General features: G+C 43.7%; 16 protein-coding genes. 7 read left to right on the plus strand and 9 right to left on the minus strand.

Annotation, left to right across the window (positions count from 1 at the left end; genetic code table 11):
• Positions 1–32: 32 nt before the first annotated feature.
• Positions 33–563, minus strand: coding sequence for a GrpB family protein (locus A7985_RS13935; RefSeq protein WP_065791080.1), 531 nt, complete (start codon positions 561–563; stop codon positions 33–35).
• A gap of 188 nt (positions 564–751) precedes the next feature.
• On the opposite strand from A7985_RS13935, the gene A7985_RS13940 reads away from it, so the two are divergent.
• Positions 752–1,222: a CreA family protein gene (locus A7985_RS13940; RefSeq protein ID WP_065791081.1), complete on the plus strand. Its 471-nt coding sequence runs from the start codon at positions 752–754 to the stop codon at positions 1,220–1,222.
• Between the two features lie 53 nt (positions 1,223–1,275).
• On the opposite strand, the gene A7985_RS13945 is transcribed toward A7985_RS13940, so the two are convergent.
• Positions 1,276–1,650 (minus strand): YybH family protein, encoded by a 375-nt coding sequence (locus tag A7985_RS13945; RefSeq protein ID WP_065791083.1) that lies wholly within the window; start codon positions 1,648–1,650, stop codon positions 1,276–1,278.
• A gap of 101 nt (positions 1,651–1,751) precedes the next feature.
• Here A7985_RS13945 and A7985_RS13950 point away from each other — a divergent pair, with 101 nt between their 5' ends.
• Entirely contained in the window at positions 1,752–2,621 is an 870-nt protein-coding gene (locus A7985_RS13950) for a LysR family transcriptional regulator (protein ID WP_065791084.1), read from the plus strand.
• Positions 2,622–2,657: 36 nt separating this feature from the next.
• On the opposite strand, the gene A7985_RS13955 is transcribed toward A7985_RS13950, so the two are convergent.
• Entirely contained in the window at positions 2,658–4,751 is a 2,094-nt protein-coding gene (locus A7985_RS13955) for an alpha-amylase family glycosyl hydrolase (RefSeq protein WP_065791086.1), read from the minus strand.
• Between the two features lie 166 nt (positions 4,752–4,917).
• Positions 4,918–6,432, minus strand: coding sequence for a response regulator (locus tag A7985_RS13960; protein ID WP_065791087.1), 1,515 nt, complete (start codon positions 6,430–6,432; stop codon positions 4,918–4,920).
• A 250-nt stretch (positions 6,433–6,682) separates the two neighbouring features.
• On the opposite strand from A7985_RS13960, the gene A7985_RS13965 reads away from it, so the two are divergent.
• The 3 genes from A7985_RS13965 (at position 6,683) to A7985_RS13975 (ending at position 15,077) form a co-directional block, all read left to right on the plus strand.
• The gene (locus tag A7985_RS13965; RefSeq protein ID WP_176716749.1) at positions 6,683–12,220 is read left to right on the plus strand and encodes a two-component regulator propeller domain-containing protein; all 5,538 of its coding nucleotides are present in this window, start codon (positions 6,683–6,685) and stop codon (positions 12,218–12,220) included.
• Between the two features lie 104 nt (positions 12,221–12,324).
• Complete coding sequence (locus A7985_RS13970) at positions 12,325–13,854, plus strand: winged helix-turn-helix domain-containing protein (protein WP_176716750.1); 1,530 nt, start codon at positions 12,325–12,327, stop codon at positions 13,852–13,854.
• 98 nt (positions 13,855–13,952) lie between these two features.
• Positions 13,953–15,077, plus strand: coding sequence for a hypothetical protein (locus A7985_RS13975; RefSeq protein ID WP_065791092.1), 1,125 nt, complete (start codon positions 13,953–13,955; stop codon positions 15,075–15,077).
• Positions 15,078–15,198: 121 nt separating this feature from the next.
• On the opposite strand, the gene A7985_RS13980 is transcribed toward A7985_RS13975, so the two are convergent.
• Positions 15,199–16,437: a right-handed parallel beta-helix repeat-containing protein gene (locus A7985_RS13980; protein ID WP_065791094.1), complete on the minus strand. Its 1,239-nt coding sequence runs from the start codon at positions 16,435–16,437 to the stop codon at positions 15,199–15,201.
• A 162-nt stretch (positions 16,438–16,599) separates the two neighbouring features.
• Between A7985_RS13980 and A7985_RS13985 the strand changes: the two genes are divergently transcribed.
• Positions 16,600–17,718 carry a LamG-like jellyroll fold domain-containing protein gene (locus tag A7985_RS13985; RefSeq protein WP_081310577.1) on the plus strand — a complete coding sequence of 373 codons (1,119 nt, stop codon included), beginning with the start codon at positions 16,600–16,602 and terminating at the stop codon, positions 17,716–17,718.
• A 31-nt stretch (positions 17,719–17,749) separates the two neighbouring features.
• Here A7985_RS13985 and A7985_RS13990 read toward each other — a convergent pair whose 3' ends face one another.
• Positions 17,750–18,334: a hypothetical protein gene (locus A7985_RS13990; RefSeq protein WP_065791097.1), complete on the minus strand. Its 585-nt coding sequence runs from the start codon at positions 18,332–18,334 to the stop codon at positions 17,750–17,752.
• Between the two features lie 119 nt (positions 18,335–18,453).
• Positions 18,454–20,502 carry a S9 family peptidase gene (locus A7985_RS13995; protein WP_065791098.1) on the minus strand — a complete coding sequence of 683 codons (2,049 nt, stop codon included), beginning with the start codon at positions 20,500–20,502 and terminating at the stop codon, positions 18,454–18,456.
• Between the two features lie 395 nt (positions 20,503–20,897).
• Between A7985_RS13995 and A7985_RS26525 the strand changes: the two genes are divergently transcribed.
• On the plus strand, positions 20,898–21,041 hold the full coding sequence (locus A7985_RS26525) for a hypothetical protein (RefSeq protein WP_176716751.1): 144 nt from the start codon (positions 20,898–20,900) through the stop codon (positions 21,039–21,041).
• Positions 21,042–21,134: 93 nt separating this feature from the next.
• Here the strand turns inward: A7985_RS26525 and A7985_RS14000 are convergent, their stop codons facing one another.
• Together A7985_RS14000 and A7985_RS14005 are read right to left on the minus strand one after the other, a co-directional pair.
• Positions 21,135–21,587, minus strand: coding sequence for a GNAT family N-acetyltransferase (locus tag A7985_RS14000; protein ID WP_081310578.1), 453 nt, complete (start codon positions 21,585–21,587; stop codon positions 21,135–21,137).
• A gap of 17 nt (positions 21,588–21,604) precedes the next feature.
• Positions 21,605–22,219, minus strand: coding sequence for a LysE family translocator (locus tag A7985_RS14005; RefSeq protein WP_065791100.1), 615 nt, complete (start codon positions 22,217–22,219; stop codon positions 21,605–21,607).
• Between the last annotated feature and the right edge of the window lie 12 nt (positions 22,220–22,231).

Consider the following 22,231-nt stretch of genomic DNA (forward strand, 5'->3'; position numbering starts at 1 on the left):
GTTTAAATGACATCGGACGCACTAAAACATCTTTAAGTTTGCGGTGATATTCGGCTCAGTATGTCTTTCACAAACGGAGATTTGGCTTTTCCATACTCGTCTTGGTGATGCTTACCAGCAGCTAGTACCGCTTTTTTTTGCGCTTCGTAGGCTGCTCTGTCTTGTGGGTTTGCCAGCATATGCGTTTTGTAGGTGAGCTGTTTTTGGTGCTCTGCGCTATTGAGCTCAATGACATGCGCGTGAATATTAAACTTTTCATCTTTAAAAAGCACACCAATGTCTTTGCGCGGGCGCGTGTCAGGAAATGGAGTGTCGCTATGTTGTGCGACAAAACCAAAACTCTCTAGATGCTCAACCGCTTGTTCACGCGCCCCAGTGTGATAAAGAATAGAAATATCAATGATGCCTTTACCAGCAACTTTAAATGAAGAAGAGCCGAAATGGATAAACTCAAAACGAGGGTCGGCCAGTTGTGTAATCACGGCCTTTGCGACGTCAAGGTATACTGGACGCCAAGCATTGAAACTGGCCGGTACTAATTCATAGGGACAAAACTGGAGCATGATCGTATTCTTAACTGTAAAACTTGTCCTAATTCTGCCCGTCAAATACTTAAATAACAAATAACTTGAGTGACTAAACGCCACTTTTATTCTCTCCTTTATGCCAGAATGCAAAGTAGTGTTCACTAATTTATGTTTTAATCTAAATAATATGAGGATTAAACGGTTATGTTATAAGAGGGATTGAAATGAAAAAACAAACATTATGCGCAATAGCGTTATTGCTGCTAGCTGGCTGCTCAGATAGTGAAGTCGGCGATGTTTCTTTGGGTTTATTTACATTAAAAGACATAAAATTAGACTCAATGATAGATCCTGTGGTGACGGGAGTCACTTGTCATGTTGCCAGTGTTGAGGCGGATCTAAGCTTATCTGATCCAAGCGACAGCTCTATTTCGTGTCGTCAAACTGGTGAGATAACTGCGCAAATGATTGCACAGATAGACAAGTCAAAGTCGGGTGAAGTGGTATTCAAAAAGTCCAAAAGTATCTTCTTAAAGTCTATGAAAGTGCGCCGAATCTATGACCCAAAAAGTCAGACTTTGATGTATCTATCGTATAGTACAAAGGAAACGTCGGGCAGTTTTAAACACAGCCTTTCCACCGTGCCTTTGTGGGGCACTCAGGCTTATATTCAGCCATCAAGCAAGGCTGAGTAAAATGTAATATGGGCCGCCGTTTTTTAACATCGCCGGCCCTTTGTACAAGTCGCTTATTTTTCGCCCTGTACTTCAAACTCGTCAAATATCAAACGCGCTTGTCCATCTTCTTCAACGATCCAGTGCTCTTTATGCACCACACCATACGCTTTATTCATGGTCCACTTAGAAGTTAACAAGTAGCCCCCTTGTGGTGATGCTTGCCATTCGACATCGGTATAGTCAACATTACTAAACCCTTGTGAAATAATATCTTGCCAAAATTGCTCAATTTGTTCACGACCAGTGAATGTGCCAAAAGGGCGGGCGTGCATGACAGCATCAGAGCAGTACTGATCAGCGCAACCTTTGGCGTCTTGAGTGTTAAAAGCGTTTTGCCATGCAGCGATGCCAGCTTTACAGCGCATGAGTGCTTGTGATTCAGTCATTTTGTTTGTCCGTTCAATTGAATTTGTCACAGTTTAGAAAATTTATTAACGTATAAAAACAGAGTAAATAGAACTCATTGTTTAATTTAAAGAGACAATAAATGAATAAACTACGTCATATGTCTTTGTTTGCACATATAGTCGAGAGTGGTTCAATTACCGCCGCAGCACAATCGCTAGACCTTTCTAAGTCCGTTGTGAGTCAACACTTAAAGTCTTTGGAACAGGACTTGGGGGTGGCTCTATTAAAGCGTACGACCCGAAGGCAGTCTCTGACCTTCGCAGGAAAAGCATTCTATGAGCAATGTAAGTTACTTAATCAAACCGCTCAGTTTGCGTGGCATGAAGCGCAGCAATTTAATCAAATTGCGAAAGGCAAAGTGAGAATAACGGCACCAAACGCGTTAATGTCTACCTTGGTTGCGCCTGCAATTTCTGCTGTATGTGTTGAGCACCCAGAGCTTGAGCCTGAACTGATTGCGGACGACCAGCAATTAGACCTACACGAACAGCATCTCGATCTGGCCATTCGAGTGGGTCACTCCAAAGACAGTGATGCCAAGCAGCGTAGAATTGGAGAATTTAAAGATGTCCTGTGTGGGCTGCCTAGTGTGGTAAAAGGCCATCAGCCTGAAAAAATAAGGTATATTGCCAACCTTTGGCAGGGGAAGGATATTGAACATGTCTTCACGAACGCGCAAGGGGAGCGTAAGGAATTTGCAACCCGTGCCAGCTGTATCGTCAATTCATTTGATACGAGCTTTGCTTTGGTAACAAGTGGTGCAGGGGTCGGCCTGGTGCCAGAGTTTAAACTGACTGAGCAAAGCTGTGAGTTAATACCTGTATTTCCCGAGTATCAGCTTGCCAGTAACCCCGTATTTGCGCTGTATACCTATGGCAATCAAATGCCATTGAGTATCAAAGTATGTTTACAGGCAATTGAAGCAAAGCTAAGTCAGGCTATGGTATAGATAGAGCACGTTATATGCTCTATCTTAAAGAGGTGATTACTGTTGTGAATAAGGGATATAGTCACTTTGTGTGACATATACTGCATATCCACGACTTGGTGCACTAAAATAGCCTCTCCCATCTTCATAAATGGTCACTTTATCATTTGGGTCAAATGCATTGACGAGCGTTTGACCTGCCAAGTTAGTAAAGCCGTTGCCGTGCGTGGTGACCCACAGCCCTTTTTGTTGTGTATTGTGATTATTAAGCACCACAATGGCGCCTTGTTTTTCACCTTTACCGCCACGTCTTGCGACATAAACATGATGCACATCCCCATATGGGTTACCTGATTGAGATAAAACACTGAGCGCACCATCTGTGTAAGTATTGCGCACGAACATGAGTCGATTGATATCCTGCTGCAAGGATGAGGGGGCTGTAATAGCGCGGCTTGGGTCATGGTAATCATATTGCTTGACCCCGTAGTAGTGGGAGTAAAAAACGGTGGGTTTGCCTTCATGGGTCAATATGTAGGCATACGCCATTTTAAAGTCTTTATGGACCCATTTGTCATGTTCTTTGCCCGTATCATGGTTTTCAACAAAGGTAACAACAGCCGTACTTGCTAATTGGTTACCGGCTTGGTTACGCACTAATCCTGCATGATTAAGTGTACGCATATCAAAGCTCTGATTTTGGTTACTCATTTGCGTCAACGTTGATTTGAGGGGGAAGTCGAAGACCGCAATGTCGGCGCCTTGTGCATTGACCGTCTCTACCCATGTTTTGATACTGCTATCTCCGCCCCAATATTCAGCGACTACAAAGGGTTGTCTACCATCTGTTTTTGGCAGGTTATTGACCCATTTGGCGGCAAAATCAGGTTGAAACCCACGTACAAAATCAAGGCGAAAGCCGTTAAATTTATGCTCGTTTTTAAGCCACTTTCCCCAATCAATGAGTTTTTGCTGTACGCGTGGGGAAAAAGTATTGCTGTCATTGCCAAACATTTTTGTATTGGTGATGATGTTATCGCTGCCTAAATCGCCAAGCCAATCGTGCTCATCAACAGGGTGAAAGTCGGTGTATTGCCAGCCATTATCGGAACTAGGATAGCTGCCATACTGATTGCGCTCAGGGGGCGTGATTTTGGTATTAGTGAAGGCATACAGATGTGTATCCGTGATTTCTGTTGCGGGTGTATCAGGGGTTGCTTGCTGCCAAATTTCAACCGGAAAAAAGCCGTTGCTTTGCGCGCTGTCAGTCCAATGATTACTGCTATTAGGCGTGCCTTGTTTCGCCTGAAGTTTGATGAACAAGTCTTTTTGTGTTGGTACATCTATCCAGTATTCGTCTATGTCTTGTTTATCAATAATTTGGCCACGCATAGCTGTGTTTAGGCCTGAATAAGTATTGTTGCCGGGTCTTATTGCTGAAAATTGACCATCATTTGGCTCTTGCTCTACGTGAATGTGGTTTGAAATTTTAGCGTCTTTCGCATCGCTGATTGTGAGCTGATAACCGCGTTGATTGATATCTTGATCCCACGGCATGGTCGCGCCATAGCCTTGAATTTTAATGTATATTCGCCCTTGAACTCCCTTTAATTGCCAGCTTATTTCATTACTGGGATAGGCTACATGCACGTGATTATGGGCTTTGTGCATCGCATAGGCTTTCACCGCCGGGTTGGGTTCACTGTCTTGCTCATTGGTGTAGATATGATTAAGGACAACATCCGCGTATACATGAATATTGTTTTGCTGAAGTTTGGCGACCATATTTGTTAGTTCTTGCTGGCTTCCAAAGCGTGTTTCTATTGTGCCTTTTTGTAGGTAGCTGCCTAAATCATAGTGGTCGTAGATCCCATAGCCCATATCGATAATCCCCCAGTTACCTTTTGATGGCGGTGGGATCCAAATGCTGGAGAATCCAGCTTGAGAGAGGGTCGGTGCTTTGCTGGCGAGATTGTCCCACCAAAGGCCATTTTTGTTTTTTTCATCGACGGGGACATCCCAATAAAAGCCTTGCAGCATGACATCGTCAGTCGCATAACTTGTGGTTGATAGACCCATAGACATACACATTGCTAAAATATAGCGACGTGCATACTGGGTGGTATTCACATTACTTTCTAAGATACACATGGCTGTTCCTTGCAAACAAATATCGCGTGTTTTTTAAACACAGGGATCTGCTAAGGTAGCATCATTGTAAATTTTTTGTTTTGAATACGTATGCAGAAAGTCGCTTTGAATCGTAGAAGGCTGCTTTTACGCCTGTTTTATCAGGATATGGCGGAGATTCTTGACGCTAACTCTGCGGCATACTGATAAACACTTCTGTGCCGACCTCTTCGTCGCTGCGATATTCAATGAAGCCATTTTGTTTTTCAATAAACTTTTTAGCCGTATAGGTGCCGAGCCCTGACCTATCTCCTTTACCATGTGTGACAAACTTTTCAAAGAACTGATTACGGATTGAGGGCACAATTGCATCTGAATTTTGAATGCTCAGCGTGTGCAATTGTGCCTCACTGCGAGCACTAATGCTGACCATTTTTTGTTTCGTTGAAGCCTCTAATGCGTTTTGAATTAGCTGTGTAAGTACCGTGAATAATAATTGAGCATCTCCTTTTACTTTCAGTTCTGGCGACAGGTTATTGGCAATTTGGATCTGCTCCTTGGAAATAATATGGCTTAAGCCAAGTAACACTTTTTCTACTAGCTCGTAGAGTGGCACAGAAGTTACCGACAATGTGTATTCATCCCGCTCAATTTTTTGCAATGCTTGCATGTTGTCTACATGTAGTTGTAATTGCTGGCAATGTTGTTGGATGTGGTCTAGGTATTGCTGTGCTTTTTCGGGATCATTGAGGTGCACGGATAGCTTATCGCTGGCGTTTTGGATGTCTCGTATTGGCGCAATAATTTGAGTTTGGCTCATGCTCTCAAACTGGTCTTGGAGCTTGGCATTTTCCATCATGGTATCAATTTGATTTCGCATCAGCCGATTGGACTCTATGGAACGGCAGTGGGCCTTAACACGAGAGCGCACAATTGAGGGGTTGGCTGGCTTGGTGATGTAGTCGACCGCACCGAGTTCTAAGCCCTTCACTATATGCTCCGTTTGTTCTAGTGCAGATAAAAAGATCACTGTGATATGTTGAGTCTGAGGGTCGGATTTCAACCTTTTACATACTTCAATGCCATCCATATCGGGCATCATAATATCCAGCAAGACCAAGTCAGGTTGGGGCTCCATCGCACAAATTTGCAGCGCTTTTTTACCATTTAATGCCGCTTTAACTTTGTAATCTTTACGCAAAATATCACTGATCACTTTTATGTTGTCAGCAACATCATCCACCACCAGTACTTGAGTAACATGCTCTTGAGTTGATTGTTCTGATGGGGTGTGTTTGATTGCCCTAACTGGCTTGCTGAGTGCTCTTTGCAGGCGAGATAAGAGAATTTGGCTAGAAAACGGTTTAACAATGTATTCTGACACACCGCTTTGGATTGCTTGCATCACATTACTTTGGTCTATGGTTGCCGAAGTCATAACAAAAGGAATTTGCGCTGTACGCGGGTTGCTGCGAACCCATTGCAGTAAAGAAATACCGTCAAGCTTTGGCAATTGCCACTCAGAGATGATGAGTTGTGCGTCGTGATAGGTTAGTTTTTCTCTTGCATCTACTCCATTTGAGCTCTGGATAACGGTCACATTACCCAGCTTTTTAGCTGTACTGGCAATCATAGATCGTATGGTCTCATGGGGTTCGACAATGAGTACGGTGATACTTTGGCTACAGTCACTATTGGTCATTGGATCCTCCGCGTCGATTCCGTTTAAAAAAAAGTTTAAACGCTAATTAGCTGCCCTTGCGCACGCGACTTCATAACTGAGTGATAGTTAGACAAAAATTAACTGTTCTTATTTTGCACATGTTCTTCAAAAGTGTCTAATAATTATGCATACAGATTTCAAAATTAGATATTAAATTATCCCAAATAGCAGCGTGATGTTGCTAGGAGAATCAAACGGTGAGAATCAAAACTCAATCAAGGAGCAAGATATGAAGCCTTTGCGGCTGCTATTCGTCATTGTAAGTACGTTTGTATTGTTGGTCAGTAATCAAAGCTGGGCCCAACTCAAAGTTGAGAGTATCTCCGCTTATAACGGTTTGGCAAATCCACAAATTTATGCGGTCTCCAAAGATCCACAAGGCTTTATGTGGTTTGGCAGTGCCGATGGTGTCAAACGCTACGATGGATACGAGTTTATTAGCTTCAATCACAATCCTGACGATCCGAATTCGCTTTCTGCTAATAGTGTAGGCGCTTTGTTATTTGATAAACAGGGTCAGTTGTGGGCGGGCACTTGGGGTGGTGGACTCAATTTGTTTGTACGTGAAAAACAGCATTTTATTCATTTTAAACATGACCCGAATGACCCACTCTCTCTGGGAGCAAATAAAGTTCAGTCACTTTTCGAAAGTCGCGATGGCACGTTGTGGGTAGGCACCAACGGCGGTGGATTAAATCGCTTGCGTGAAGACGGTCAAAGTTTTGAGCGTTTTGTACACATTGACAATGACCCGAACAGCTTGGGCAATAACCGCATTTGGAGTATCAGTGAGGACCTCAATGGCGGCATATGGGTCGGCACTTCTAATGGCTTATATCGGCTCAATAGAAATACCGGCAAGTTTCAGGGATTTGGTGTAGCACCAAATTCTTTAGATCATGCAGAAGTTAGACAGGTCTCGGTCGATGAGGTCGGGCAAATTTGGGTAGCCACGAGAACCAGCTTTGGTCTGTTTAACCCAAAAATCAATGAATATACAACCTATAACTTGCCATCAGGCTCATTACCGAGTGTGACCCGGTTAATGCATTTTAATGGCGATATGTTGTTGGCCACATTTGCGGGTATCTATCGCTTTGCTCCCGAACTGGCTCAATTTGTCCCCGTGATCCCAAACGGTAAGTTGACGTTGCTGCAAAATCGAGATGTTCGCCAAGTCCTAATAGATGACAGTGGATTATTGTGGGCTGCAACACGTTATTCGGGTGTACAGAAGGTCTTTCCAAATCCCGCCGCGTTTATTTCTTGGCAGGATTATTTGCAAGATGAGTTGCTTTCTGGGCTGTTTAATCAAGTGCTTACTGCCGAGAAAGCCAGTCAAGGTGGTGTTTGGCTGGGTACTGGCCGAGGATTGGTCCACTTTGATGGCCAGAACCAATTTACCCCGTTTGCCGATGCAGAAACCCTACAAGGAAATTATCGTCTGCGTGTGCACAGTATGGCGCGAGACGAACAAGGTCAATTATATGCGGGAACGAGCTTTGGGCTGTATAAAGTCGATGAGTTGAACAAGCAGCTAACATTAGTCCCACTCACTTGGTTGCAAGACTCGCGCCGCTCAGTGGAGCATGTGAGTTTTGATAGTGAAGGGTACATGTGGCTGGTATTGTCAGGTCGAGATGGGATGATCCGCTGGCAAGTTGGCGACGAAGATAAACGCAGTTATATTCCGCAACAGGATTTAGAATTTGTTTTTCATGACAGTGAGGGTCAGGTTTGGGCGGGTACTGATGGCGAAGGGGTATTTCGTGTAAATCCAGTAACAGGGCAATTTGAGCAATATACAGCCTATGGAGATAAAGTTGGTCCAAACGGGAATTATGTGACGCATGCTATGCAGCAAGGTGGCTATGTTTGGTTAGCCACTAACCGTGGGGTTACGCGTTTTGAGTTGGCAACGAAGGAGTTTAAACAATACGTTAATACGGCATCTCAAGTGAATTTTGCTGTGAAGTCGATAGTTGCTGACGCTGAGGGTTTTCTGTGGTTTGCAAGCGCCAGTGGCGTGTTTAAGTTTGACCCAACCTACGGCATTTTTCACCAGTTCACCACGAATGATGGATTGATTAACCACCATTTTCTTGCGCGTTCTTTTGTTAAATTTGAAGAGCGAATTTTGTTTGGCAGCATTGATGGGATCACCGGGTTCAATCCTAAGTCCGTACAGGTCAATACCAGTGCACCGCCGGTTGCATTTACTCAAGCCTTTATTGATGGCAATCCAATTGATATTCAAAGTGGCCAAGTAGAGCTCAATTACAATGATAAAAATCTATCGATTCATTTTGCTGCCTTGGATTATCAGGCGACTGGTGACAATCGTTATCGCACTTGGCTCGTTGGTTATCATGACGGATGGAGCGCCACCACGCCTGCTCATACGGTTAATTATCGCGAGCTGCCACCGGGGGAGTATCAACTCAAAGTACAGGGGAGTAATAACCACGGTGTTTGGAATCAAACGGGCATTGAGCTATCCATTATCAGTGTGCCTGCTTGGTATCAAACGCTGTGGTTCAGAATTTCTTTGCCAGTTTGTGCCGTGGTGCTGCTACTCCTATTGTTTTGGTGGCGGGTACGTCAATTGCGTGAAAATAGCTTGGAACTCGAGCGAAAAATTGCCCGTAGAACCCGAGATATTGTGGTGTTGGGGGAAGTGGGCAAAGAAGTGGCTGCGACCTATGATATGCATGTCATCAGCGAAACCATTTATAACCATTTAAGCACCATCTTGCACTGTGAGTTTTTTGCTGTCGGGGTGTTCTATGAAGATAAACAGTACATCGATTATATATACGCTATGCAGCAAGGTGAGCTATATGAAGCGCTAGAAAGCCACACTAAAGTGGTGAGCAGTGCTGATGTTTATTGCGTGGCGCATGGTGAAGAGTTTTATGCTGCGACCGACGAGAGTTGGCAGCAAATGAATTTAAAAGCATGTAATAACTTATATGGTGAACAAACGAAATCTGTATTTTGTGCGCCGCTGATTGTTGAGGGGAAAATACTCGGCGTCTTTACAGTGCAGTCGAATAAGCCTCGGGCATATAAAGAAGTCCATCTAAATGTACTGCGCACTGTGGCAAATCACGTGGCTGTTGCATTGGCAAATTCGCTGTCGTACAGCGAACTTAAAGAAGCGGAGCAGCGTCTAGAGTTGGCTATGCAAGGGGCAAATGCAGGCACGTGGGAATGGGACTGCCAAAGCGACAAACTGGTTACGAATGCCATTTGGTCGACAATGTTAGGGTATCAAGAAGGCGAGCTTGAACAGCAATATGGCGAGACTATTAGCCGATGGCGCAGCCTATTGCACCCAGATGACGTGGCACGAGTGGAAAGTGCCTTACAGAGGCATTTGAGCAAGCAGTCAGAAACTTATCGTTGTGAATTTAGAATGCGAACGTCAGATGATAGCTGGAAGTGGATACTCAGTATGGGTCGCAGTGTTAACGTTAATCAGGATAGCCGACGTAAAGAAATGTTTGGTATTCACATGGACATTTCTGACGCTAAAGAGCTCGAAACGGCACTTAAGCAAGCTAAAGAACGCGCAGAGAGCGCAACACAAGCGAAATCAGACTTTCTCTCGAACATGTCTCATGAGATCCGCACCCCGATGAATGCCATCATAGGTATGAGCTATTTAGCGTTGGAAACTGAATTAGATCATAAACAACGTAATTACGTGGATAAGATACATCGCAGTGCCGAGTCTTTGTTGGGGATTATTAACGATATATTAGATTTTTCTAAAATTGAGGCTGGTAAGTTAGATATAGAGCATGTGGAGTTTTGCTTAGAAGAAACGCTCAGCAGCTGTTTGGACGTGATCTCTGTGAAAGCGAAAGAAAAGGGGTTGGAATTATGTGCGCACATTGATGCCGATATTCCCACTTATTTAATTGGCGACCCTCTGCGTATTTCGCAAGTTTTGCTTAATTTAGGCAGTAATGCTGTGAAGTTTACAGAACAAGGCGGAGAGGTGTTACTAGACGTAAGATTGGAGAGTCAATTTGATGGTGATATCACGCTTAAATTTGCTGTCATCGACTCTGGCATTGGGATGACGACAGAGCAACAAGCTAAGCTCTTTAGTTCATTCTCGCAGGCAGATACGTCGACCACTCGTAAATATGGCGGCACAGGCTTAGGCTTGGCCATCAGTAAAAAGCTTGTAGAGCTTATGCAAGGCGATATTGAGTGCCAAAGTGCGCCAGGTGTGGGCAGCACTTTCAGTTTTACTCTCGTGGTGAACGATGCGCTAAAGGCGCCAGAGGCTTTTCCTGAGCTCGGTATCAAACATGCGCTTATTATTGACGATAATTCAAGTTCTTGCCGCAATTTACAGTCGTGCTTAGGGCGTTTGAACATTGACTCTGAATGCGTGGGCTCTGCGCAGGTTGAGTCCTTAACTAAGCACATTGTTGAGCAGGATGTGGTGTTTATCGATGCGCGGATTGAGAATGAACTGGGGTTATTGAAGCAACTACGAGCGGGAGGAGATGACACCGCATGTATTGTAATGCCACTGTACGAAACACAATCAGTGGAGTCCTATTTACAGGTATTTAATCGCGCGACCTATTTACAAAAACCATTTTTACCAAGTGCTGTGGACGAGAGTCTACAGCGAGCACTCGGGTTACAACAAGATCCTGAACATGATGCAAATAAGCCCGGGGCGACAAATACTTCTTTGGCCGGTGCCCATTTATTACTGGTGGAAGACAATGACTTGAATCAAGAGCTCGCGATTGCTTTGTTAAGTCGTCATGGTATTTCTGTGGACGTTGCGGAGCATGGCGCACAAGCCTTAGAGAAATTATCAGCAGGCAATTTCGATGGTGTGCTGATGGATTGTCAAATGCCAGTGATGGATGGCTACACCGCAACGAGAAAAATAAGAGAGCAAGCGCAATATGCGTCTTTACCTATTATTGCGATGACAGCCAGCGTCATGATGGATAACCAAGAGGCGGCCTTAGCTTGTGGTATGAATGACATTATTGGTAAGCCGCTTAACGTGGAAAAAATGTTTGCGACTTTGCAAAAATGGATAGTTGTCAGCAACGCCGAGCAGGTGGCGAACGCGAGTGCACAAACCGCAAATGAGGGGGAGGGTTATCCTAAGATAGCTGGAATTGATGTGGCCGTGGCAAAATCCATATCGCAAGGAGATGTCGCACTATTTACTCGCTTGTTAAGGCGTTTTGCTGATAAACATCAACACTTTAATGAACACTTTGAACAAGCGATGCTGGAAGTTGACGGAGATCCCGATGCACCGATGCGCTGTGCACATACGCTCAAGGGCACGGCGGCTAATATTGGGGCAACAGAGGTTCATACAGTCGCTGGTGAGTTAGAGAGTGCCTGCGCTGAAGGTCAGCCGGTCGAAGCGATAATTGTGAAGGTGCAAAATCAATTGATGCCATTAATTGCGGATATCAATCGCGCTTTGTCGGATCTCGCTTCTAGCGAGGCAACATCATCAAAGAGTGCGCATGCAGAGCTATCTGAACTAGAGATCAGCGAGAAATTAGCACAGCTCACAACGTTGCTAACAGATTATGATACCGACGCTATCGATCTTGTCGGGGAGTTATTACCTGTTTATGAAGGGACTGTGTTTTATGACGCGTTTAATAAATTGAATCACTTAATAGACGACTATGATTTTGATGCAGCCAATGAATTATTAGCTGAGCTTAAACCACAGTTGTTGATACAAGAGCAAGCTTGAGCAAGCAATGTTGTTTAGAGAATTTACGGCGTGGCATTAGACGTGTTCAGTGACTCGTATTAGTATTGGGTGTTTCTAACATTGGTGTGAAAAGTGAGTCAGTTTTGCAAAAGCAGTTTATCAGCTTAGGGTTTCGAGTTGATGGTCGAACATTTAGTGTAGAAAACTCGGCAGGTGAACGGTTGAAAATAAGGCCAAAAACCTGCCAGCTATTGCTGGTATTAATGGAGAACCACCAGCAAATATTAAGCAAAGAACGCCTATTATCACTGGTGTGGCCAAATGTGGTTGTAGATGAGCAAGTGGTATTTCAATCGATAAAGGAAATACGCCAGCTGTTTCACCCGCATGACGTGATTAAAACGCTACCAACCCAAGGGTATCAATGGGTTGCACCTGTGAAATCTAAAGCAAACCTTAACAATATATCGGTAAAACTCACCACCGCAGTGGTTACAGCGTGCTTATTGCTAGGCAGCATTACATATCTTGTTTTAAACGATCCTCAAACAAGAGCTGAACTCAAATCACACGCTCAGGCAAAACTTGAGGGGTCGGTTGTTATTTTACCGACACAAAATCTGATTGCAGGCAATGACCACGATTGGGTTAGGTTAGGCTTTATGGATCAACTGATTCAACGTTTGCCGAGTGAACCATCATTTGGTGTACTGCAAACGGATTACGTGCTAGAGGTTATCAATCGTGCAGGCTTGAGTTTATCTTCTACATCGACAAAAAGTCCTGATGTTACCGGGGATGTTGCAGCCAAGGGAATGTTTAGTGATAGTGAGATTCAGCAAATTTTTACTGTTTCTGGCGCTCAGCTCGTTGTGGCATCTCGATTAATGGGAACTCCTCACGACTATCAACTCAGTTATAATTTGTACTGGCCACAGAAAACCATGCAGGGCGCGATATTTGGCACCGATACTCACGTGCTTTTGGACGAGTTTTCAGCACGTATAAAGCGTTTGGTTGGCAGTGATGTTGTGCTTGATTCTCAGGGCTACCACACGGACTTTTATGATGAAATGATGGGACGTGCGTTAGAGTTAAAACTGCAAGGCGAATATGAGTCAGCGATTAGCTTACTTCAAGCTTTGGTCTTACAAGCTCCGCATAATATGACAGCACACCGGGTGTTGATTGAACTACTGCTTTCGCAAGCTCAATTCGGTCAAGCTGAAAGCCTACTCGAGAAAAGCATACCAATTGCAACTTCATTGGGTAATCATCATGAATTGATAAGGCTCCGCTACCTGCATGCATTACTTGCAGCTATGCGTCAAAGTTTCACCCTTGCTGTATCTCGTGCTGATGAAGTAATCGAATTGGCTCAACAGCATAGAGACTGGCTGTATCTAGCCTATAGCACTGATTTAAAGGGTCACATTGCGATGAAAAATACCCAATTCGACACGGCCCATGCGTTATATCACGAAGCTAAGTCTTATCATCAAATTCTGCGCTGTCCGGTGGGAGAAGCAACCTCATGGCTCAATCTGGCCAAGCTTGCCAAGCAAAGAAATGCAATGGAGCGATACAATGAATCGCTTGACAACGCACGGTATATTGCACAAACGCGCGCTTTAACAAGTATCCTCAATGAAATTAATGAATCTGAAAAATAAGCAATAATTTCAATGGTTTTAAATAATTTCAGGAAGTTTTATTAGCCCTTTTTAGACAATCAATGAGACAACAGCAACTCAATTTAGAGGAGTTGTATATGTCGAATTTTCGGTCCCGTTCATTTATCGGCGTGATTTTGTTTTGCGCGCTACTGGTCATGCTGGTGACATCCATAATTATGTTTTCAAAGCAACACAATGCTCTGATCGCGCTTATGCATACGCTGGTGGGGTTATTGATGCTGTTGGTGTTAGTGTGGCATCTGATCAAAAACATTCGCCCGCTAAAGCAATACCTTAACCCATTTGAAAAACAAACTGGGCGATTTTCTTTGGCGTGGCCTATCGCCCTATGTGTCGTGAGTTATGTCGGATTGGCGCCTGTTTTCCAACTCCCCCCCGCCATTGAGGTGTATCGCTTTGGTCAAACTTTAAAGGCCGCTGATAAGGCCGATAGTGATCCAGAAATTAAATATGTGCAAAGGGAAGTGGAAGACCCCAAAAGCACGGGGCAACATATTACCATTGAGCTTAAAAAAGGCCCTTACTTTTTATGGCCACAGTATGCGCTGTGGATTGAAAGTCTTTCAGGAGAATTTAAACAACCGCTGTATGTAACTGAAAAGCTCGCGACGAATCAATTTACGAACAAGGTAACCAAGAAAGACCCTGACCAAGTTTTTAACACCCACTTACTGGTGGGCGAAGGGCCGAATGCGTGGGATGTACTTGAAGGGCAAGAGGAACCAACGAGCAAAAACAGCCGCATGCGTCCGGAGTCGCTACCGGTGTTTTTACACCAATTGAATATGCGCGCTGACAATGGTGTGTTAGTACCAGACAGTGAATCACTGGCGATCGATGGGTTTAGTGGCGCCACAATGACCGATAACTTTATCTACACAACGCGATTGCAAGCGCCGTTAAACGGCCCTCACCGAGTTCGTTTAGAAGTAAATCACTCTTTTGACTACAACGAATACTATTCAAGTGACCGATTTTTAGATGATCCTATCTATTCGGGAGATGGCTACAGTGCACAACCCTCAGTTATTTATGAGGCGATTATCGACTTTGATTCGCAACAAAGTGGAACATTGGCGGTCATGTCACTAGTAGGGCACGGTCATCATTCAGGTAGAGATGGCAATATATACTCAGATGTAAGTCAATTAACCTCTGCCTTAGAACTGGTAGAAAGAGTGATTGTAAGCGTTAACTAACCTAATTGAAATCTACCTAAGATAAAAAGCCGGGCGTACTAAAAGGTCAGGTATGTTGGCAAGGATGACTAACGTACGCCCGGCAAAACTTTAATAAAGCGGCAAGCTTTATTCAAATTGTTTATTTGTCACCAGTATCATAAGCAGACTGCGTGACGTAGTGATGGTTGTTTAGCTCATGCCTTAACACTTGGTCATTGAGATAACTGATGGTTTTGGGTCTGCCAGCAGCATCAAGTGAGCCATCATTTTCAAACGTGTTTTCTATGAGCTTATGTGCTGAATCAGTATTGACAGCATATAACTTTATGGCATAGCTTTGCGGGTGCACAATGAGGTTACTCTTATAAGAGTGGGGTGCGCCTCCTGATATACTTGAATCATGCTGGGCTCGGTTGCGTGCAAATATGCCATTTTCACCAGGGTAGATAATGTGGTTATTGCGCACGCTGATGTTATCCCCTTCTATCATCATTCCGTTGCCTCCGCTGCGATAAATCAGGTTGTCCTTCACCTCGACATTATCTCCGCCAATCTGGATGCCTGTATTTTGCCAATGAAGATCGAATGGGCTAACGCCAGTGCGATAAATCGTATTGCGTGCGACGTGGGCATTTTGTTTGATGGCGTTGACTTGAATGCCATCAGCCGCAATGTGCTCGAGACGGTTATCGTAGATATGCACATCTTCAATTTTATGTGGGTACACGGTAGTGAGTGCGTTATCGCACATGAGGTTACGAGAGTAGCCGGTATAACCGATATACATACCCTCGCCACTTTCGGTATCGTGAATATAGTTATTATGGATGCGAAGCCCTGTCATAGTGAAGTTTTCAGCCCATGTGCGAGGGTCACAAGTGGGATCTGTTTTGATTAACATGCCTGCAAAGCGTGCGCGATAAATTTCAATGTGGTCGACTTCTATTTGCTCACTTAAAGCGCCAATCCCCAATGTCCCCCCTAACCTCAAACCATACTGTGACTCAGCTTCAACTGGAATAGAGGTGATTCTTAGCCAGCGACTGTTTTCTACGGCAATGCTGTACTCATAAGGAGAAAAAGTGACGACCCCATTTTGGTTGCGCAGTGTAACGGGGGCATGCGCACTTCCTTGCACATTTCTAAGTCGTAATGGACCACGTTCACCCGCTTCTAAACACAGCGTGTCACCTGCTTGAATGGTCATTTTATTTCCATCTACCAAGTGTTGTGTCGTGCTAATGTAGTGATCGCATTGTAAATTTATTGGGTCTTTAAAGTTTTTATTTTGATTTGTTTCTGTTGCAAAAGCGGTGGTTATTGTGAGTAAATTAATGATAACCATAACCGGTTTATATGCTCTATAAGAATTCGCCATTGGACACTCCATTATCAAATGTTTGAATGTATTGTTGTTTCAAAGTGAATAAGAAATTGAGTGTATGGTGTTCATGGAGCGCAAAAAACACTAGAAAAACAGGGTAAATAAAGAGTAAAATCATTTTTACCGGAATTGGGGAACTGTTACCCTTTGATATTTATGGATAAATTTTTTATGGAAGAAAAGGGCTTGAGTTTAGATAATTGTAAAGGCTTATGGTTTGGAACTGTTTATGCAGATTTAAACACTAAAAGCTTGGTTAAAAATGGTGAACAGCAGCCACTTTCTGAGTTGTCATTCTCCTTATTACTCGCATTGGTAGAGCATCAAAATACGCCTCTAACCGCAGAACAATTACAAGATATTGTTTGGCAAGGGGTGATAACCGGAAATGAAAACGTAAAGCAGCGAATAAGTATATTGCGCAAGGCATTTCAAGCTTTGGATGACCAAGAGCAAATTAAAAATATTCGCGGCAAAGGCTATTTATTGGCGCAGCCCGTCAAATTTGATTACATCAAAAGTGAGATTAATTGGTACCCATTTGCACTGGGCACCACATTGATATTATTTAGTTTACTGCTGTGGTCGTTTTGGCCAACAGCACAAAGCAAAGTACTGAAAAGCGAGCAATCTCAGCTCATCGTTTCTCAAGGAGAGATGATAAGCCTCGCGAATAAAAAGGATAATGTGGCCTTTTGTTTAGATGGTTTTGATGACTATGTCGAAGTATATGATGACAATCTTGATGTACATGAAGGTGATTTTTCCCTGTCGACTTGGGTAAAGACTGCATCACTTGGCCAACATATTATTGTTGATAAACGTTATGAAGACCAAGTGTCAGATGTACAGGGGTATGTTTTTTACGTAGACGATGGCTATTTAGCATTGCAGCTCGCAGATGGTGATGGCAGTTGGTATTGCCAAGAGCCAGATTCCTCATGCACATTTTATGACTCCAAAGCTTTTGTTGCAGATGATCAGTGGCATCATGTAGCGGTTAGTATTGACAGAGATCGCAACAAAGGAATCCGATTTTATCTGAATGGAGAGTTCAACAGTGCTTTTGATCCAACTGGTCGACAGGGCTCTTTAAGCAACGAAATGCCGCTACGTATTGGGAGTCGCTCTTCATTTAAAACCGGTTTATTTAAAGGTGCGATTGGAGAAATACAATTCTATCACCGAGTACTCACACCCTCAGAAATAAAGCGCACTTATCAAAAGGGCAATGCGCGTAGTTGCAGCGGCTCTGGAAATAAAGGTGGTATCTAAGTAACGAACACTCTTAGAAAATGGGGGAGCCTCACTGCTTGCCCCAAGTGTTTTTGTCTCTCTCTTTACGCTCTTCTAAAATCATGTCGATCATGTTTGTACGGATCTCGGCTTCTTGGGACTGCAGTTCTCTAAGTTGCTGCTCTAAAATCTCGACTTGCTCTTCAACTTGAGTGTTCTTGTAGAACTTGCCACCTAAGTGTGTTGAATGTTGTTCATCGGGTAAGTCAGGCACGGTCTGCAACTGTTCGGTATGCAGTACCAGAGTTTTTTGTATGGGGGCTTTTTTGAGCTCATTAATCTCTTTTTGCAATTCACGGATCTGTTCTTGAATTAAGGTGACCACTTTTTCTAGGTCTTCATATTGGCTTTTGAAATTTGGATTACGCGCTTTGTAACCTTCGGCCTCTTGGTCCAGTTCTTTGGTAATAATTGGCGGCTCTGTTTGCTCCTGCTGCTCTTGGTGCGCTTGAAGTTTGTCATCTAGACTACGTGATTGCTTATTAGATGTGTCATTCGCACGATTGGAGATAGCTTTCACAGGTGGTTTTTTGGCACTTTGTGCCATTGAGTCTGGATTGGTAATGGCCGTGTGGTTTAGAATTTTCGATAGCATAAAGACTCCTTGTCAGTATTCGAAGTGTATATATGCTTATCGGCCAAAAGTAGATGTTGTTTAGTCTGCTTGATGTAAATGGGATAAATAAGGGGCTATTAGCCCCTTATTTAAGTGTACTAATTAGCTTGTGGTTTTTTATACATTTCAAACCAAGCAAGTGTATGCTCAATCTTAGAGATCATGCGTGATGGCCTGCCTGCGATACCATGGGGTGCACCAGGTACACGAATAAGCACGGTATCGACCTTACGTAGTTTCAGTGCTTGGTAGAATTGTTCAGATTCAGACATCGGAGTGCGTCGGTCTAACTCGCCAGTCATGATTAATGAAGGCGTCGTAACATTACCCACCAAAGATAGCGGCGAACGTTGCCAATAGTGAGCGAGGTTCTCCCAAGGAAGCCCTGGAAATTGGTTACGGATCTGGCCGATGTAACTATCTGCGGTCAGCACTTTACTAATCCAGTTTATGACGGGTTTAGTGATTGCCGCTGCATTAAATCGGTCGGTTAAACCAATGGCGTAAGCCGTGGCAATACCACCAGCGGAGCCCCCTGCAATAAATAGATTTTGCTCATCAATAAAGCCTTTCTCAATCAGTGTGTCCACAGCTGAGTTGTGATCTGCAAAGTCCTCTTTAGAGCTATATTTCCCATCGAGTAATAGCGCGAAACGTTCACCATAGCTCGTTGAACCGCGATAATTTACATAAACTACCACGTAACCTTCCGCAGCGTAGCGCTGTAATTCTGCACTAAAGTGAGGGCCATATGCTAAGTGTGGGCCACCATGGATCTCGACCATTAATGGGTATTTCTTCGACTTATCGAAATTCGGAGGGGTGATGTACCAACCTTGAATATGCTCGCCGTCAAACTCAGATTTATAATTGAGTTCATGGACTTCGCCAAGCGTTTTGGTTGCCAGTAGGTCTTGGTTCAACTGAGTTAGAGTCGTTTTTTTACCCTTGTAGAAGTAGCCCACATCAGCTGGTGAATGGCTATGCCCCTGAGTGAACGCAATCGCCCCATTGTTGGCCATAGTAAAATTACCACTGACATAAGGGCGACCAAGTGTTGTGCCTGACACATCATCTAGCAAGGATTTGATTTTGCCACGCGATGAGACTTTGGCCAAAACTCGCTTACCATGGTCGTCATATTGAACAACGAAGTCTCCTTTTCCGGACCATTGGTAGTCGGCAATGGAACGATCAAGGTCCTGCGTCAGTGTTGTGCGCTTATTGTTTTTGGTCGACAGCAATGTCAACTTTCCATTTATGTAGGGAACAGGTGCATTGCCTCGGCTGATAAAGGCCAGTTTATCGCCTTTATCAGAAAAGGTGGGGTTATATTCACGACCTGGATAATCAGTCAGTTGAGTTAGCGTCAACTCTTTTAAGCTGACTTTATATAAATCCGATTCAGTGGTTCTGTATTCCCACTCAGGGTGGTGGTCTGATGAGAAAACGAGGTTTTGGTTGTCAGGCGTCCATGCCAGTGGGCCGTAATGTTGAAAATCGCCTTGAGTTATTTGTCTTGGCGTTCCGCCATTGGCCGGGATAACGAATACATGACGAAAAGCCGGTTCAATAAAGCCTTTGCCATCAGCTTGATAACGCGCTTTGTCGATGACCTTGACGGGTTCTGACCACTGTGCACCCTTTGGTTTACTTGGCAGCTTTACTGATTTGGCAAACTCAGACTTACCTTGTGGTACATTCATCGTAAATGCAATCTGCTGACCGTCGGGAGACCAAGTGATATTGTTAACTGCTTTGGGTAGCTGAGTTAAAACGGCGAGCTTGTCTTGTTTGACCCAGTACACATGTAGTTGGCGAGAGCCACTACGGTTGCTGGTAAACGCTATTTTGCTGCCATCTGGTGACCAGCGCGGCTGGCTATATGTATATTGATCTGAAAATAGCGGGTAATGCTCTTTTGATTTTACGTTATAGAGCCATAGCGCCCGTTTCGGGGCGTCCTTCATAATATCGTAGCTATTACGCTCATAGACGATTTTTTTGCCATCGGGGCTGATCTGAGTGCTGGCAGCATACTCCAATTGGAAAATATCTTCAGACTTGAGGGGGGAATCGGCGTAGCTGGTGGCAGATGTGAGCCCTAACAAAGTGCCCACAGTCGCGAGAGTCAGTGTTGTTTTCATAGTAGTTTTAGATTTATTGATATTGTCACTACATTAAAAGTGAACAGCGGGAGTGACAAGCGATATGAGATAGGCACACACAGGACAGGGTGAATGGAGGAACTCGAATTGATCTGGGTCAAATGGATGTATTATTTGATTATTGATAGGAATAAAGTGTTTATTTCAGCTTGGTTTATACTTTCGTTCTGAAACATTGCGCTATACCTGTGTATTGTAAGGACATAGCGCATATTGATTGTTTTTATTTATACACTTTTCTGTTTTTTATTTACTCAAGTTTATGTTTTATATAAATTTAACGGAATAGTTAATGGTTGTTTTTTGACTTGTTTTGGGTATTTTATTTCCTGCCATTGAGATGGCGAATTATGAATGTAAATAAGGAAATAAAGATGAAATTAACATTGAAATCAAAAAAACTAGCGAACCTATCAAACAAGCAGGTGGCTGACTCTGCAACAGCAAAAGTCGCTGGTGGCGCGGTGATCACTGGGTGTCACTTTCCTTGTAAGCCACAAACGCATACCGGCAAGTAAATAGAGTTAATCACTTTAATAGCCAATCTAAGTGCGCTATTTATATACTTGCCATTGAGCTGGTTGGTAAACAACCAGTTCATAAAGTGCAAATCAAAGCGATGCTAGACGGTGGGTAGGCGTGTTTCTATGAAAGGTGATGGCCTTTTGGTGATAGCGTTCCATCATAAATTCAGGCTGTTTGACACATTTAAAGCCAAATTGCTCATATAGCCCATGGGCATCATGGGTTGCCAAACTAAAGCGCCGGAGCCCTTGTAGTTTAGGGTGCGTTACAACGGCATCAATCAGCTTTTTACCATGCCCCATACCGCGATAAGGCTCCAAAACAAAGACATCCAGCAAGTTTGCAAAAGTCGCATAGTCGCTAACGACTCTCGCAAAAGCGATAAGTTGGCCGTTATCAACAAGGGCAAAACACAGCGAATTTTCCAGTGCCGTACGTAACTTGTCGATACAAATACCTTTACTCCAATAACTTCTTTGTGACAGGAATTGGTGGACTTCATTGAACTGTTGCTTGCTGAGTTGATTGGTAAGTTTCATTCGTAACCTCTCAATGATTAGCTAATATGGATTAACGGTAGGCAAACCAGTAATAGTGAAGCCATCACATAGTTAAAATATTGCTGGTGCTTGGGGTTTTGTAATTTCTGACTGATAACTTTGCCAAAGTAAATCCAGCTGAAGCCACTGAACAAAGCAACGATGTTGAACATGAGCACGCCGAGTATTGCAGATGGCCAATAAAGCTCCCCAGGCAATGTTAGCGCTGTGCTGAGAGACAGCAGTGTGGCGATACACTTGGGGTTAATCAATTGAAAAATTGCGGCTTCGACAAATGACATTGGTCGACTTTGATCTTGGCTGGTACTGTTCGTTGAACGGCTCAGGCAAATTTTATAGGCCAAATAAAGGATGTAACCACTTGCAAGCAATTTGAATAACATATGTACATTGGGGTTTTTCACGAGTAATTGGCCAAGTCCAATTAACATCACAATATGGATCAAAGTCATGCCGGCGCGAATGCCTGCAATGTGTGGCATAGTTTTTCTGATCCCAAAGTTTGCGCCTGAGTAAGTCAGTAAAATGTTATTGGGTCCTGGGGTAATTGATGCCGCAAGGCTAAACATGACTAAAGCAGGTATAAGGGCAATCAATTCGGTAGCATGCATTGTGGTCCTCCC

Source organism: Pseudoalteromonas luteoviolacea (assembly GCF_001696455.1).
GTDB classification, from domain to species: Bacteria; Pseudomonadota; Gammaproteobacteria; order Enterobacterales; family Alteromonadaceae; genus Pseudoalteromonas; species Pseudoalteromonas luteoviolacea_C.

Bases quoted from the DNA above. Each gene is read 5' to 3' on its own strand.
- A7985_RS13935 (WP_065791080.1), bottom strand. From the start codon at position 563: ATGCTCCAGTTTTGTCCCTATGAATTAGTACCGGCCAGTTTCAATGCT.
- A7985_RS13940 (WP_065791081.1), top strand. From the start codon at position 752: ATGAAAAAACAAACATTATGCGCAATAGCGTTATTGCTGCTAGCTGGC.
- A7985_RS13945 (WP_065791083.1), bottom strand. From the start codon at position 1,650: ATGACTGAATCACAAGCACTCATGCGCTGTAAAGCTGGCATCGCTGCA.
- A7985_RS13950 (WP_065791084.1), top strand. From the start codon at position 1,752: ATGAATAAACTACGTCATATGTCTTTGTTTGCACATATAGTCGAGAGT.
- A7985_RS13955 (WP_065791086.1), bottom strand. From the start codon at position 4,751: ATGTGTATCTTAGAAAGTAATGTGAATACCACCCAGTATGCACGTCGC.
- A7985_RS13960 (WP_065791087.1), bottom strand. From the start codon at position 6,432: ATGACCAATAGTGACTGTAGCCAAAGTATCACCGTACTCATTGTCGAA.
- A7985_RS13965 (WP_176716749.1), top strand. From the start codon at position 6,683: ATGAAGCCTTTGCGGCTGCTATTCGTCATTGTAAGTACGTTTGTATTG.
- A7985_RS13975 (WP_065791092.1), top strand. From the start codon at position 13,953: ATGTCGAATTTTCGGTCCCGTTCATTTATCGGCGTGATTTTGTTTTGC.
- A7985_RS13980 (WP_065791094.1), bottom strand. From the start codon at position 16,437: ATGGCGAATTCTTATAGAGCATATAAACCGGTTATGGTTATCATTAAT.
- A7985_RS13985 (WP_081310577.1), top strand. From the start codon at position 16,600: ATGGATAAATTTTTTATGGAAGAAAAGGGCTTGAGTTTAGATAATTGT.
- A7985_RS13990 (WP_065791097.1), bottom strand. From the start codon at position 18,334: ATGCTATCGAAAATTCTAAACCACACGGCCATTACCAATCCAGACTCA.
- A7985_RS13995 (WP_065791098.1), bottom strand. From the start codon at position 20,502: ATGAAAACAACACTGACTCTCGCGACTGTGGGCACTTTGTTAGGGCTC.
- A7985_RS26525 (WP_176716751.1), top strand. From the start codon at position 20,898: ATGAAATTAACATTGAAATCAAAAAAACTAGCGAACCTATCAAACAAG.
- A7985_RS14000 (WP_081310578.1), bottom strand. From the start codon at position 21,587: ATGAAACTTACCAATCAACTCAGCAAGCAACAGTTCAATGAAGTCCAC.
- A7985_RS14005 (WP_065791100.1), bottom strand. From the start codon at position 22,219: ATGCATGCTACCGAATTGATTGCCCTTATACCTGCTTTAGTCATGTTT.